Raw genomic sequence first — 15,342 nt, forward strand, 5'->3', positions numbered from 1 at the left:
GCGACCAGGCGCGGGACGGTGGGGAAGCTCCGCTAGGACGGCTAATCAACTAGGTTGACGGTACGACAGTGAGCCGAACACCACAACACATAGCCGAGGTGTTTTGCTGTGTGGAAGCTGGGAATGTGGGTCGGGCCGCCAGGATCAGTCGATGGGCTGGAGCAGTCCCAGCCGCTGCAAGTCGGTGACATATTTGACGATGATGGGTGCCGAGATGTGGGGGATGTCGTTACCGGGGCCGATGTTGGCCCTTGTCACCGCGCTGCGGAAGCGATCCGTTGGCCCGTACGCGCCCCGAGTGGGTTCCGGCGCACGAAGGTCCTTCGCAAAGCGTGACCGCAGGATCTGTAGCACCGAGTGCTGACGCTGGTGCTCGGGCAGCGCCTGGAGCGCGGCTGCGAAGCGTTGCAACCATTCCCCGAAGTCGCCAATGCGGGTGATGGGATAACCGGCGTCGTTGAGCCAGTCGACGTACTCGTCGAGTCCGATACCGTCGTCGTGCGGGTTCATCACGTGATACGTCATGAAGTCCGAGGAGATAGATCGGGCCACCTGCCAGCCCAGCGTCGTGATCGCCTCAGCGACGAATCCGACGGGCAGCGCATCGTAATGGGCGCGTCGGCGGTTGCCGTCGGCGTCGAGTTGGTAGAACGACTCGGGTGCGAGGCCGGTGGCCACGATGCTCAACACCATCCTGGTCACGTTGTCCGTCACGTTGAGCTGCCCCGCGTAGGTGGTATCGGCCAGGATCATGTCGCAGCGGAACACCGCGACCGGCAGCCCACACAGGTCATGCGCTTCGCGCAACAGCACCTCGGCCGCCCACTTGCTGGTGCCGTACCCGTTGGCGAATCCACCATCGAGAACGCGGGTCGGGCTGATCACCCGGATGTCGGCGTCCTCGGTGAACGTCGACGGTTCGATCTGATGGCGCACGTCCGCCGTCGACACGAACGCGAAGGGCTTCAGTCGCGAAGTGAGCGCGAAACGAATGAGTTCGGCCGTGCCCACGACATTCGGGCCGAAGAACTCGCTATAGGGCAGGACGCCGTTGACGAAGCCCGCGGAATCAACGATCACGTCGACGGTTTCCGCCAGCCGTCGCCAAACGTGTTCCGCGAGGCGGAGATTGGCTGAACTCTTGTCACCGGCGACGACCTGCAACCGACCGGCCGACAGTTCGTTGAAGTGCCGACGCATGGTCGGGTCGGTGTCGAACGTCGCCTCCAGGCGTCGACGTGCCTCGTCATCGGATGTGGCGCGGACCAAGCAGATCAATGTGTCATCGATCCGCCGCAGCCGCTTGAGCCATTCGAGTACCAGATAGCGCCCCAGGAAGCCGGTCGCCCCGGTCAGCAGGACCGTCCGAGGCTTCCGGTGGGGCCGCGGCAAGGTGGGGGCTGTCCTCAGGGTGGTGGTGTCGATGAACTTGTCCAAGGTGAGGTCACCGGCGCGTACCTCGCAGGCATCGCGGCCGTGGACCGACGCGAAGCTGGCGCTATCGGTTTCGGGTATCACACCAGACCGGTGGTCCACCTGCAGGCTCAGCGTGCTGACCGTCGGCGTATCGAACAGGGTGTGAACCGCGAGGTCGGCGTCGAGCGCCGTGTTGACCGCTGCGATCACCCGCATGGCCGAAATCGAGTCGCCACCGAGGTCGAAGAACGAGTCGTCGGCCCCGACTCGCTGCACCCCGAGCACTTGCCGGTAGATGTCGGCGATGACCTTCTCGGCCTTGGTGACGGGTGCGCGGTAGCGGTCGGCACCCTGGTATTCGGGAACGGGGAGGGCACGTTTGTCGAGTTTGCCGTTGACCGTCAACGGCAGCGTTTCGAGCACCACCAGCGCGGTCGGAATCATGTACGGCGGCAGCCGATCAGCCAGCTGCGAGCGCAGCTGCGCGGGATCGACGGTGCCGGCGGTCGATTCGGTGAGGTAGCCGACCAGGCGCTTGTCACCCGGCCTGTCCTCTCGTGCGATCACCACCGCCTGCTCGACACCGGCCAGTGCGGCGAGCGCGGCCTGGATCTCGCCGAGTTCGATCCGGTAACCGCGGATCTTGACCTGCTCGTCGGAGCGTCCCAGATACTGCAACTGCCCGTCCGCACCCCATCGCACGAGATCGCCGGTGCGGTACATGCGGGCCCCCGGTGCGCCGAACGGGCACGCCACGAACCGTGACCCGGTGAGGCTCGGCCGGCGGATGTATCCGACACCGACGCCGCGGCCGGCAACATACAATTCGCCGACGACGCCGGCCGGTACCGGCCGCAACCATCCGTCGAGCACGAACAACGCCGCACCGGGCACCGGCAAGCCGATCGGGACGATGTTCGATCCGGCCTCCGGAGCTTTCGTCAGCGGGGCACTTATGGTGGCGTACACCGTCGTCTCGGTCGGGCCGTAGCCGTTGACCATCACCCGGCCCGGCGCCCATCGATCGACCACCTCGGCCGGGCAGGCCTCGCCCGCCACCATCAGCGTCACCGATTCCAGACCCTGCGGGTCGAGCGCCGCCACGGCCGCCGGGGTTTGACTGAGCACGGTGACCTTTTCGGCGATCAGCAGCTCGTGCAGGTCGTGCGGCGATCCGGCGACGGACTCCGACACGACCACGAGCCGCCCACCGTGCAGCAAGGCGCCCCACATCTCCCACACCGAGTAGTCGAAGCCGTAGGAGTGACACTGTGTCCACACCTGACCGGACGCCGGTTCGAATCCGGCATCGAGCGAGTCGAAGAGTCGGGTGACGTTACGATGGGTGATCGCAACGCCTTTCGGCACACCGGTGGTTCCCGAGGTGTAGATCGTGTAGGCGACATCGTCGGGACCCGGCGCCGGCGGCGCAGTGTCCGGCCGGATGTCGGTGGCCGTGCGTGCGAGGTCGTCAATGTCGACGATCAACACATCGACGCCGTCGAACCGCGACCGCAGGTCTGCCGTGGTGATCACCGCCATCGGCGCGGTGTCGCCGAGCATGAACTCCAGCCGCGCTGTAGGGACTGCCGGATCGATCGGCAGATACGCCGCCCCGGTCTTGAGCACCGCCAGGATTGCCATGATCGCCCGAGCGGAACGAGAAACCATGAGCGCCACGGATTCCCCCGGGGCCGCGCCATACCCGGTCAGCAGATTCGCCAACCGGTTCGCCGCGGCGTCCAGCTCGCGGTAGCTCATCGACGTGTCCTCGAACGTCAGGGCCACCGCGTCGGGCGTTCGCGCGACCTGTTCGGCGAAGCGCTGCGGAATCGAGGCGGGCGCACGCCCCGGCTCAGTCAGTATCGCGCGGTGAGCCCAACCGTTGAGGCGCTGGTGTTCTGCCGGGTCGAGCACATCGATGGATGACAGCGGCCGGTCGGGTTCCGCGGTCATGGTGGCCAGCACCCGCTGGAACCGTTTGACCAGCGTGTCGATCGCGGCCGCGTCAAACGCTTCGGAGTCGAACTCCGCCCGCAGGCTCAGTTCGTGGCCGGGCAACGCGATAACCGACAGCGGATAGTGGTTGTACTCACGGTTGTTGAATTCGGTGATCGTCAACTCGTGGGCACCGCTGAAGGCGTCGGCGTCGAGCGGATAGTTCTCGTACAAGAAGAGCGTGTCGAACAGATGGTCGTGGCCGGTGACGTGATGGATGTCGTTGAGCGACAGGTGTTCGTGTTCGACGGTGTCGTTGTGGGCATTTTGCAACTGGTGCAACAGGTCTGCGACGGTGCAGCCCGCAGCGGCGCGAGCGCGCACCGGCACAGTGTTGATCAGCAGACCGACGATGTGCTCCGATCCGGCCAACTCCGCAGGGCGTCCGGAGACGGCGGTACCGAAGGCCACGTCGCGCTGGCCCGTCAGGACCATCAGCACCTGCGCCCAAGCCGCGTGCAACACCGTGTTGACGGTGGTTCGGCATGAACGGGCCAGTTCTCCAACCGCTTTGGTGATCTCGGCGGACAGTCGATACGTCTGGACCCGGCGTGGTCCGGATCGCGCCTGCGCAGCGATGAGGGTGGGTGTGGCGAACCCGTCGAACGTCCTGCGCCAGGCCGCCCTGGCATCGTCTCGGTCCCGACCGGCCAGCCACTCGACGAAGTTACGGTACGCCCAGACGTCAGGGAGTCGCTGCTCGAAGTAACCGGCGAAGATCTCTCGCAACAGGATCGGCAGTGACCAGCCGTCGATGACGATGTGGTGAAAGGTCATCGCGAACCGGTGCTGATTGCCCGCGGTCCGGATCAACGCCGCCCGGAAGGTGGGCCGCGTGGCGAGATCACACACCGCGGCCCGCTCGGCGACGCACAACTGCTCGACTTCCTGATCGGGATTCACATCGTCACCGCGCAGGTCCATATACCGCCACGCGAGTACCGGATCCGCGGGAATGATCTGGACCGGGGCGCCGAACTGAGTGCAGAACCGGGCCGCGAGGTTGGGGTGACGGGAGATGACTGTGTGCAAGGCATCGCGCAGCCGGTCCTGGTCAAGGATTCCGGTCACGGTGACTTCCAGCTGCACCGCATAGATGTCGCCGTCGGCGCCTCGCGTCGGTGCGATGGCGGAGTGGAAGAGCAATCCTTCCTGCACGGGCGTCAGGGGCAGGATGTCGGCGATGTGGTACTGCTGGGCCAGTTCGTCGATCTGACTCTGGCTCAACTGTGTTGGCGCGATGTCCGAGGGGGTCAGTCCACCACCGCCGGAGCGCACGTGCGTGCAGATCCCGCTGAGTGCCTCGAACCACAACAGGCTCAAGCGATGTACCTGGGCCTGGCTCAACGACGACGGCGCCCATGTCCAATTCGCCTGCAGCCGAAGACCACTGCGGGTACCCGTGTCCACGATTCCGGCGTTGAGCTCGAGGGTGTGCATCAATGGCATGGGTACTTCCGCGGCCGCGCTGACCAGCGACAGTGCGTCATGGTCGATACGCCACAATTCGTCGGAGAGCTCGCTCGCGCCGGCACCGAGCCGGCCGAGATAGTTGAATCCGATGGTGGGCTCTGGCCCGGACAGCGCCACTTCGGGGTTCAGATACCGCAGTAATCCGTATGTCAGGCCGTCTGGCTGGCTACGCAACTGCTCTTTGGCGGCCTTGATCGCCGCCCCCAGCGTGGCATCCCCGGATTTCACGTGCTCCCAAGGCAATTCACCCACCGTCAACGACACGGGGTATTTGGCGGTGAACCAGCCGACAGTACTCGACAGGTCGATATCGTCGCCGAGTGCTTCGTCGCGGCCATGACCCTCGATGTCGATTCCGACGGGGATTCCTCCGGTGCCGAGAAATTCCGCCACCGCGAGGCCGAACCCGATCAGCAGGACATCACCTACCCCCGCGCGGAAGGCGGCAGGCACATCACCGAGCAACTGCCGCGTGGTTTCGGCGTCGAGCGACACCGACAACCGGCCCGCGCGAGCGTAGGTGTCCTGCTCCGGTTGTACGGCCGGCAACGCGGGCGGTGTCGTGAGGATGTGCTGCCAGGCGTCTGCCTGGGCGACCACCTCTGAGCAGCGCGCATATTGGTCCAATACCGCCGACCAGCGGGCGAATGAGGTGCCGCCGGTGGGCAATTGCGCCGACTGACCGTTCCGGTGGTGTACCCACGTGAGATTCAAGTCTTCCAACAGAATTCGCCAGGACACCCCGTCGATTGCCAGGTGGTGGATCACCAACGCCAGCTGTCGGGTGTCGGCTACCCATAGCGCCGAGAGCATCCTGCCGGCGGCCGGATCGAGCCGTGACACGGCTTCACGCAGCGCCTCGTCGGACAACGTGTCGATGGTGTGAAGGCACGACCGCGCGTCAACCGTGCCTTTCTCCGGTACGGTCATGGACCAGTCGCTCATGTCTACCCGCAACCGCAGCGTGGCATGGCGATCCAGCAGGGCCTGTAGCAGTTGCGCCGCGTCGGCCTCGGTCACCACGGCCGGGGCGCGCAGAACGACCGTCTGGTTCATCTGCTCGACGGGGCCGTCGACGGTGTGCAGCCAGCGCATGATCGGTGTGGGCAACACTCGCCCGATGCCATCGTCGGACGAGTTCTCCCGATCACCGCCGACTGCTGCGGCCACCGACGCCAAGCGTGCCACGGTCTGCTCGACGAACACGTCCCGCGGACGCACCAGCACGCCCCGCGCGCGTGCACGTGCCACCACCTGCATCGACAGGATGCTGTCGCCACCCATGGCGAAGAACGAGTCGTCGACTCCGACGCGGTTGACACCTAAAACCTGTGCGTAGATGTCGGCGAGGATGGACTCGGTCTCGGTGACGGGCGCGCGGTATCGATCGACGCTGCGGTACTCCGGCGCAGGCAGGGCGCGCTTGTCGAGCTTGCCGTTGACCGTCAGGGGCAGTGATTCCAGCGCCACGACCGCAGCAGGGACCATGTATGCCGGAAGCAGCTTCGCCAAGGCGGTGCGCAACGCCGCCGGGTCCGCGGTGCCCGTGATGTAGCCGACCAGACGTTTGTCCCCCGGGCGGTCTTCGCGGGCGATCACCACGGCCTGCTCCACCCCGTCAGATGCGGCCAGCGCGGCCTGTATCTCGCCCAACTCGATTCGGTAGCCACGAATCTTGACCTGCTCGTCGGAGCGACCCAGGTAATGAAGCCGCCCATCGGTGTCCCACCGTACGAGGTCGCCGGTGCGATACATCCGTTGACCCGGTGACCCGAACGGGCACGCCACGAACCGGGACGCGGTCAACGCGGGGCGTCGTGCGTAGCCGACGGCGACGCCGGCGCCTGCTACGTACAGTTCGCCGACCACGCCCTCGGACGTCGGTCGCAAGAACTCGTCCAACACGAAGGCTGCGCCGTGCGGCACCGGTCGGCCGATCGGCGCCGAATCCGAATCCGGGGACAGCGGTGCGCTCATCGTCGCGTAGATGGTCGTCTCGGTCGGCCCGTAGGCGTTGACCATCACGCGCCCGCGTGCCCACCGCTTAACGAGATCTACCGGGCAGGCCTCGCCGGCCACCACCAGCGCTGTACCGTCCAGGCCTTCAGGTGACAACATCCCTGCCGCAGAGGGCGTTTGGCACAACACGGTGACTTTCTCGTCGACCAACAGCGCGTTGAGATCGTGCGGTGAGCCGGCCACGGACTCCGGCACCACGACCAACCGGCCGCCGTGCAGCAGGGCACCCCAGATCTCCCACACCGACACATCGAAGACCAGCGAATGCCATTGCGACCACACCTGTCCCGCGTCCGCGGGCAGTGCCGGATGTAGTTGCTCGAGCAGCTGCGTGACGTTCTCGTGGGTGACCGCGACAGCCTTCGGGACACCCGTCGTTCCCGACGTATAGGTCAGGTAGGCGATGTCACCGGGTACCGGTGTCGGCAGCCCGCCGCTGGGAGGCTGATTCACGGCGGGATCGGCGACGTCGATGATCGTGACGTCGATCCCGTGCAGTCGGCGACGCAGGTCGGCCGTCGTCAGCACGGCGACCGGCGCGGCGTCGGAGATCACGAACTCGAGTCGTGCATCGGGATGCGCCGGATCCATCGGCAGATACGCTGCGCCGCACTTGAGGACCCCCAGGATCGCCACGATCGCCTCGCCGGAACGGGGAAGCAGCAATGCCACCCGCTCACCCGGACCGCCGCCATGGGCAACCACCGCGCTCGCCAACCGGTCGGCGGCCTCGTCCAGCTCGCGATAGGTCCACGATTGCTCGCGGCACACCAGCGCCACTGCGTCGGGGTCGCGTGTCACCTGTGCTGCGAACAATGCCGGAATCGACGGTGCCGCAACCGCAGGTCGATGCAACTCCGCGCGATTGGCCCATTCGTCCAACACATCGCGTTCGTCGTCGTCAAGCAGATCGATCGACAGCAACCGCAGTGACGGGCCGCCAGTCACAATTCCCCATTAAGATTGGGCGACCCGAAAGAATGGGTGGAAATGACCACCAATACCCGTAGCAACTCGACCAGCTTTCTCTTCCGGTCGCGGAGAAAGGTCGTCGTCGGTATCGACAGGCAGACCCAGCTCGTGGCCGGCACCCTCCTGTGTCGATAAGGATAATGGCAGGACCAGGCCGATTTTACGGGTTCGGCAAATTTGGGGGCAGCAGCGGCCTCGACGCTGCTTGCGGTCGCGTCGACCGCAGCGCTGCACTACGCGACGACAAGTGTTGTGGCAAATGTCATTGATCGTGTGGGTGTTTGTCACCCACAGTGCCACCTCGATAGCTGTCAAGGTGGTCAGCAAAGAATCGAATTCAGCAGGCATCGTGATGGCCGGGGCTTCGTCATCCGAATTCCGAATATCGCAAGCGCTGCGTCAGCAACGCTGGCAAAAATTGTGCCGTTTACGGTATCTCGGGGTGGCGCTCGGAGCCCACGCCGCCGAATGGCCAGTTGTGCACGATTTTTCAAGATTTGCGTGACGCAACTGGCCGCTCGGCGCGGTGCTGCCTACAGATCGGGGATGGTCTGGCTGAGGTAGTTCTCCCAGGTCGCGAGTTGGCTCGCATCCATCAGCAGCGACTGGTACTCGGGGTCGGCGTTGAGGCTCTCCTGGACCTTGCCGTAGGTGGCCCAGTCAGCGACGGTCGAGAGCATGCCGATGGTGTTGGTGCCTTGGCCGCCGACCGTGGTGACCAGTCCGGTGACGTTTTCCGCACCGTGTTTACGGGCGAGCGTGGTGGCGCGCTTCAGCTGGCTCTGAATGACGTCCCAGGTCACACCGGGATTCGGATGGACGATTGTGGTCGCGACGATTGCCATGGTGGAAACCTCCGCTCGTGGGGATAGGACCCAACCAGTCTCGGGCGGGGCGCAGTGGCCGCATAGGGTAGGCACACACCCTAATTTTCTGACGGCAGGGAGGGCACGGCGAACCGTCGGTCGGCACATGGGCCTGCGCATCGATCGCCTTCGGTGCGCAAGCGTGCCGTGCTGTTCGCCGTCGCGACCGCGGTGGTACTCGCGGGATGCACCGAGCCGACGGGCACGGCGCCGCCTGCGACTTCCGTGCCGGCAGCATCGGCCGCGCCACCGAGAGCGGCACCCGCACCCGTACCGGCGCAGCCGCGGCTGGCCCCGGACCCGGTGAAGCTGGCCGATGATCTGGTCAGCGACGAACAGACGTTGCGGGACCACGCGGCGTCGGAGCCCGTGCTGGCGCAGGCGGCTCGGCGCCAGCAGGCCTCCTACCGGGCGATCGGCCGCCATCCCGAATGGGATCAGGTCACCCGCCCACGCATCCCGCCCGCATTCCTGCCGGTCTACGACCGCAACGTAGAGGCTCGCAGGCACCTGGACAGGTTGGTCTCGAGTGAAGTGAAGGCCACTGTTCCCGCGTGGCGCATCGACGCGCCCGCGCCTGCGGACGAACTACTGCGCTACTACCGCGAGGCGGATGCCGCCACGGGCGTCGGCTGGAACTATCTGGCGGCCATAAACCTCGTCGAGACCACGTTCGGCCGCATTGTCGGTCCGAGTTCAGCAGGCGCGCAGGGCCCCATGCAGTTTCTGCCGTCGACGTTCGCGGCGTACAGCGACGGCGGTGACATCCACGCGCCCCGCGACAGCATCATGGCCGCCGGGCGCAAGCTGGCCGCCAACGGGTTTGCGCACAACCGGGACGACGCGATCTACGCGTACAACCATTCGAACGACTACGTGCGGGCAGTGACGAATTATGCCGACGTCCTCGCCGCAGATCCCGCAGCATTCACCGGCTACTACCGGTGGGAAATCTACTACCGCACGACTGCCGGCGACGTTCTATTGCCGGTCGGCTACCGCGCGACCGCGCCGATCGCTGTCGCCGATTACCTTGCGGCGCACCCTCAGTGAAGGGGCACGCTCTGCTGGAAGGTGAACACGTTGTGGGGTCGTAGGTGGCCTTGACCTGCCGTAGTCGCTCGACGTTCGGGCCGTAGTATTCGCGTTCCCAATCGGCGGCCTGGGCGTTGGGCACGTTGACATAGCCGGCCGTACCGTACGGGCGCAGTGCTCGCCAGAAGTCGTTCGCCCATCCCAGCGCCTTCGCGTCGAGTGCCCGATCGTCCCATGCCGCGCCTGGCTCGCAGTAGAACAGCGCGTCGCGGTGCGGAAATGCCGAGCCGCCCGGCGGCTCGTGGCGCACTGCGCCACCGAAGCTCGACACGAAGAAGTTGCTCTCCGGGGTCGGGCAGTTGGCGAGGTAGTGCAGGACGGTGTCGATCGCCTCGTCGGGGAACGGCTCAGTGATGAACTGAGACTGGAACTTCCAATACGGTAGATCCGGTCCACGGTCGGCGTCGGCGTAGAAGTCCGGCCACGATCCTTCCCGGAAGTCCGCTTCGGGATCACCGACCGCGAGCACCGACGCCAGCCCGGCCTCGGCCTCGGCGCGGGTGCCGCCGTGCATCACCGCCGTCATCTCGAAGTGGGTGGCGTCGGCTTCCACGGCGCTGGACAGCCGCTCGTCGGCGAAGGGTGCGTCGCGTTGCCAGACGCGTAGCACTTCACCCAGGTCGCCGTGTCCGTCCCACCTGGCGATCACGAACTGGACATCGTGCAGCCTGGCCAGTTTGAGCGTGTAGGCGGTCGTGATGCCGAAGTTGCCGCCCCCGCCGCCGCGGCATGCCCACAGCAGATCAGCATGCATATTCTGGTTGACCTCAATGAGTTTCGCCGACTCGGCTTCGTCGGCGACCACGATCTCGGCGGCGAGCAGCGCGTCACACGCCATGCCGAGTTGGCGGGTCAGCAAGCCGAATCCGCCGCCGAGTATCACGCCGCCGAGCCCGACGGTGCCTTCGGCACCGGTGGACATGACGTAGCCGCGCGCGCCAAGGGTTGCCACGGCCTCACGCTGGATCAGACCGGTGCCGACCCTGACCGTGCCTGCGGCCTCGTCGAATTCGGCGCTTTTCATGCGACTGACGTCGATGACCACGCCGCCGTCGATCGCCGACCATCCTTCGATGCAGTGGCCACCACTGCGCGCGCGGAACGCGACACCTTGGCGCCGAGCCCATTTGACGGCATTGAGGACGTCTTGCGCGTCGTTGCAATACACGATCGCGGCGGGATAGTGCGAGTAGAGCTTGTTCCAGCCGAGACGGGCTTTTTCGTAGCCGTCATCTCCTGGTCGGACGACCTCGCCGGTCAGCTCAACGGCTGTGGCAGTCATTGGATCACCTTTCTGTCAGTGCTTGAAGACATCGACTTTGCCCGGCTCGGTCTCGAGCACGATGCGGTTGAATTTCCACAACTTCAGGAAGTAGAGCCCGCCCAGCAGAGTCAGGCCGAGCACGATGGCGATCGGGACGTGCGCCGACGTAGGCGTGACCATGATGAACACCGCGATGGCCGACCAGATCAGCGCACTGATCGCGACGGGCATCTCATAGCGGCCGAGGTCGAATGCGCCTTCCACCCGGTCGAGCCGCTTGCGTACGGACAGGTACAGGATGATGGTCGCGCCATAGAGGCTCGGGCCGATGATCGTGCCGGTGGTGATCAACTCCAGCAGCGAGTCACCGGGCAGCGCGAGCATCAGGATGATGCCCAGGACGACGATCAGGACCGTGGCCGGGATCGGGGTGTGCGTGCGGGCGTCGACGCGCCGCATGACCTTGTGCCCGGGGAACCGGGAGTCGCGCGCCATCGCGTAGACGATGCGGGATGCGGTGGCCATGGTGACCATACCGGCGCCGAAGAACGCGAACACGATGGCGACCAACAACAGCTTCTCCATGACGGTGCCGAGCTGGTCGTGCATGATCACCACGACCGGCGAGTCGCTGGCGCTTATCCGCGGCATGTCATCGATGGCCACGGTGAGTGCGATGAGGAAGAGCAAGCCCAGAACCGCTGCTGCGATAACGGAACCTACGACGGCCTTGGGTACGCTGCGGTACGGGTCTTTGGCTTCCTCGGCCAGGTTGGCCGCGGCATCGAATCCGACGAGGGTGGTCAGGCCGAGCACCGTGGCGAGCATCAGACCGCCGCCGATGGCGAAGTAGTTGGGGGCGCCCTCGGTGATGCCTCGGGAGGTCAGGTTGCTGATGGAGCCCTTGCCCGAGACGGCGACAGCGACGAAGAGCGCGATCACGAGTACGACGACCAGTGCCAGCTCCAAACCGACTGCGCTGGTGTTGATCATGGCGACGAGGTGCGTCGACCCGATGGCGATCGCGGCTTGGATGATCAGCATCACCACGGTGATGATGCGTGCGGTCCGCTCGTCCGAGGCCATGCCCAGCATGGGCATCAGGGCATCCTTGGCGAGCGCATTGTCGATGGCCACCACACCCGCGGTGAGGGTGCAGAAGTTGAACCAACCGAACCACCAGCCGACCTTCGGATTCGCCAGCCGCGAACCCCATTGGTACGACGAGCCGCTCAGCGGGATCCGGGCGGCGAACTGGGCGATCACCAATGCTACGAGCGTCTGGCCGATCGCCACGATCACCCAGAGCCAGATCCCGACCGGCCCGGCATTCTGCAACACGTCGTCGTAGGTGCCGAAGACGCCGACCGCGACGGAGATGAACGCGAACGAGATCGCGAAAACCTGGAAGGTGCCGAGACTTCGTTTCAGTTGCGGCTCGTAGCCGCAGTCCTCACAGAATTCGTCGGCGGCTTCTGCGCCGTGGGGCAACTCACGATGGGCTTCGTCTGGAAGGTCGGTGGAATGGGACATTTCGGTCAGCCTCCTTGTGGCCGGTACCGGTTGCGGGCGACAAGCGTCGCGCGCAGGTCTGCGATCAACGGATCGAGGAAGCGGCTCTTGAATTCGTCGTCGGTGACCGAACGGGCGCTGACGTACATGAAAGTCAGCGCAATGAGCAGCAGAGTCATGTGGATCAGCGCCTGGGGCACCGGGATGGTCATGCCCAGGATGGTTCCGTCGGGAGATCCGTTGGCGGTCCAACGGGCCAGCACGGCGGGGCTGAGCAGCACGAGCCCCAACGCGAAATAGATGGCGGCAGTACAGATCGCGACCATCATCAGATGGGTGATCTGTGCGGCAGCCAGCAGCAGCACGACGTTGAAGCGCTCGGAGCGAGTGAGTGATCTGGTGGTCGGGCGATCGGCCATGGTGGCAAATGGGGTTCCGGTCAACCGGCCCGCATCGTCGTCGGTGAGACTCACGCCGGTCAGGGTCGGGCGGATCCGAGCGACTGTCCCGGACACGATGAAAGCGACCGTGACGGTGAGCAGGATCAACACGGCGAGCCACAGTCGGGACCTGCTGATCACCGAAGCCATGAGCCACACGTAGGTGTTGAAATAGAACACCACCGTCAACAGCAGCACGGGCAGTGCGCGGACGAAAAGTGCACCCATCGCGGCGATCTGGTTCATGGTCAACTGCATCGCCCAGGCCAGGACAGCACCCGCGCCGCTGGCCGTCAACGCGAGGATCACCAGCACCACGGCGGCCGCGCTGAGAAGGTGCGAAGACCCGCCCTGGATGACCGCGGATGTTGCGGCGACGGCCATCGCGGCTATCGCAACAATGGTCTGGGCGCGCCGACTCTGCAGCGAGGACACCCGGCGGCCGACGACAGCGGCCACCGGGACGGCGAGCACGATCACTGTCAGCACAATCCGTTCCACCGGGGATGGCGCGCCATCGATGTAGATCTCACTGGTCCCGATGAGGAAGTACACGATCAGCAGAGCGACCATGACCGTCGCATATGAGGCCAGGGCGGGTGCTGATCTCGGCACCACGTGGCTCCAGCGTGCGCGTGGCGTGAGCACAGCGGGCATCCCGCGCGAAAGGAACCAGCGCTCGGCCGCGTCGCGATCGTGCTTGTCGTCCGGTGCGATCTTTCGAAAGGTCTTGCGCCCCATTTTGGTTGCGACATCAGAACTCATCGGGATCACCCGGTTCGGCGTCCAGCACGTCGCGATTGAAGATGAACATCTGGATGAAGTACAGGCCGCCGACGAGGATCAGGCCGGTCACGATCAGATCAGGCACCAGGGCCGCGCGAGGGGACACCAGCGTCAGCAGGGCGAAAAAGACCCAGACGAGCGCCGCGACCGCCACGGGCAACTCGAAGCGTCCGAGGCTGAATGCACCCGCCTTGCGGCCGAGCCGTTTTCGCACCGACAGGTACAGCACGGTGATCGAACCGTAGATGAGTGCGGGCAGGATGGTCGACCCGATGATCAGTTGCAGCAGTGCGGCGCCCGGCAACGCGACCATCAGGATGGCCCCGACGACGAGCACGAGCACGGTGGCGGCGATGGGCGTTCGCGTGTGCCGGTTGACGCGCCGGATCACGGTGTGGGCGGGGAACCGCGCGTCGCGCGCCATGGCGAACGCCAGGCGAGAACATGAGGCCAGCATCACCATGCCGGCACTGAACATCGCAAAGCCGATCCCCGCCAAAAGGATTCGCTGCATGACCGGCCCCAGTTGATCATCGATGATCGTGGCCACCGGTGATGCGCTGTTGCTCACCTGGGAAATGTCGGTGATGGCGATGGTGAGGATGATGACGAATACGAGCCCCAGCACCGCCGACACCACCACCGACGCGACGATCGCGAACGGCACGGTGCGGAACGGGTCTTTGGCCTCCTCGGCCAGATTGGCTGCGGAGTCGAAGCCCACCAGCGTGGTGATGCCCATGATCATCCCGGCCATCAGGCCGCCACCCATGGCGAAATAGCCTGGTGCGTCGGCGGTGATGCCACGTGAGACGAGGTTGCCCACGGTGCCGCTGCCGGTGGCCGCGGCTGTCCCCAGTCCGATCACCAGCACGGCGAGCACCGCGATCTCAAGCCCGACAGCTCCAGAGCTGACCACGCCGAGCAAACGGGTCGACGCGAAGACGAGCACCGTCTGGACGAGCAGCAGACCCAACGTGATCAACCGTGCGGCGTTCTCGTCGGGCGTCATACCGAACAGCGGCATGAGCGCCTGACTCGCCAGCGCATTGTCCATCGCGACCACGCCGATGGTCAGGAACCAGAACGTGAGCCACCCGAACCACCATCCGATCTTCGGGTTTGCCAGCCGCGAGGCCCACTGATACGCCGACCCGCTGAGCGCGATGCGGGCGGCGAACTGGGCGACGACCAGCGCGACCAGCGTCTGTCCGAGCGCGGCGAGGACCCACAGCCAAATCCCCACGGGCCCGGCAGTCTGGAGCACCGCGCCGTAGGTTGCGAAGATGCCGACCGCCACAGAGATGAACGCGAAGGAGATCGCAAACGTCTGGTACGCGCCGAGGGTTCGTTTCAGTTCCGGTGCATAGCCAGAGTGTCGGACCTCGTCATCGGCCGACCGGGCCTCGGCAACGCGCTCAGCCGTCATTGCGACACCTGGCTTCCTCGAAGGGCTAGGTGCACATTAGGCGTGGCGGTGGCGCGACGGCAGCAAATTGAC

7 protein-coding genes and 1 pseudogene are annotated in these 15,342 nt (G+C 65.4%); 2 read left to right on the forward strand and 6 right to left on the reverse strand.

Features of this window, described 5'->3' with window-relative positions:
* Positions 1-144: 144 nt before the first annotated feature.
* The gene (locus BTO20_RS15150; protein ID WP_087077119.1) at positions 145-7,854 is read right to left on the reverse strand and encodes an amino acid adenylation domain-containing protein; all 7,710 of its coding nucleotides are present in this window, start codon (positions 7,852-7,854) and stop codon (positions 145-147) included.
* Positions 7,855-8,137: 283 nt separating this feature from the next.
* Between BTO20_RS15150 and BTO20_RS39320 the strand changes: the two genes are divergently transcribed.
* Positions 8,138-8,383: a hypothetical protein gene (locus tag BTO20_RS39320; protein WP_157680221.1), complete on the forward strand. Its 246-nt coding sequence runs from the start codon at positions 8,138-8,140 to the stop codon at positions 8,381-8,383.
* A 28-nt stretch (positions 8,384-8,411) separates the two neighbouring features.
* Here the strand turns inward: BTO20_RS39320 and BTO20_RS15155 are convergent, their stop codons facing one another.
* Positions 8,412-8,723, reverse strand: coding sequence for a hypothetical protein (locus BTO20_RS15155; RefSeq protein ID WP_087077121.1), 312 nt, complete (start codon positions 8,721-8,723; stop codon positions 8,412-8,414).
* Between the two features lie 153 nt (positions 8,724-8,876).
* On the opposite strand from BTO20_RS15155, the gene BTO20_RS15160 reads away from it, so the two are divergent.
* Positions 8,877-9,797 carry a lytic transglycosylase domain-containing protein gene (locus BTO20_RS15160; protein ID WP_087077123.1) on the forward strand — a complete coding sequence of 307 codons (921 nt, stop codon included), beginning with the start codon at positions 8,877-8,879 and terminating at the stop codon, positions 9,795-9,797.
* Positions 9,798-9,876: 79 nt separating this feature from the next.
* On the opposite strand, the pseudogene BTO20_RS15165 reads toward BTO20_RS15160, so the two are convergent.
* The 4 genes and pseudogenes from BTO20_RS15165 to BTO20_RS15180 form a co-directional block, all read right to left on the reverse strand.
* Positions 9,877-11,121, reverse strand: a pseudogene (locus tag BTO20_RS15165) (FAD-binding oxidoreductase); the annotation flags it as partial.
* A 15-nt stretch (positions 11,122-11,136) separates the two neighbouring features.
* Positions 11,137-12,636, reverse strand: a complete 1,500-nt coding sequence (locus BTO20_RS15170; RefSeq protein WP_087077126.1) for an APC family permease — start codon at positions 12,634-12,636, stop codon at positions 11,137-11,139.
* Positions 12,637-12,641: 5 nt separating this feature from the next.
* Entirely contained in the window at positions 12,642-13,820 is a 1,179-nt protein-coding gene (locus BTO20_RS15175) for a hypothetical protein (RefSeq protein ID WP_232491145.1), read from the reverse strand.
* A complete protein-coding gene (locus BTO20_RS15180) occupies positions 13,810-15,270 on the reverse strand; it encodes an APC family permease (RefSeq protein ID WP_087077131.1) in 1,461 nt (486 codons plus the stop codon). Before BTO20_RS15180 ends, BTO20_RS15175 begins: the two co-directional genes overlap by 11 nt.
* Between the last annotated feature and the right edge of the window lie 72 nt (positions 15,271-15,342).

Origin of the sequence: Mycobacterium dioxanotrophicus, from assembly GCF_002157835.1 — a bacterium.
Lineage (GTDB): Bacteria > Actinomycetota > Actinomycetes > Mycobacteriales > Mycobacteriaceae > Mycobacterium > Mycobacterium dioxanotrophicus.

Bases quoted from the DNA above. Each gene is read 5' to 3' on its own strand.
- BTO20_RS39320 (WP_157680221.1), top strand. From the start codon at position 8,138: ATGTCATTGATCGTGTGGGTGTTTGTCACCCACAGTGCCACCTCGATA.
- BTO20_RS15155 (WP_087077121.1), bottom strand. From the start codon at position 8,723: ATGGCAATCGTCGCGACCACAATCGTCCATCCGAATCCCGGTGTGACC.
- BTO20_RS15180 (WP_087077131.1), bottom strand. From the start codon at position 15,270: ATGACGGCTGAGCGCGTTGCCGAGGCCCGGTCGGCCGATGACGAGGTC.
- BTO20_RS15170 (WP_087077126.1), bottom strand. From the start codon at position 12,636: ATGTCCCATTCCACCGACCTTCCAGACGAAGCCCATCGTGAGTTGCCC.
- BTO20_RS15175 (WP_232491145.1), bottom strand. From the start codon at position 13,820: ATGAGTTCTGATGTCGCAACCAAAATGGGGCGCAAGACCTTTCGAAAG.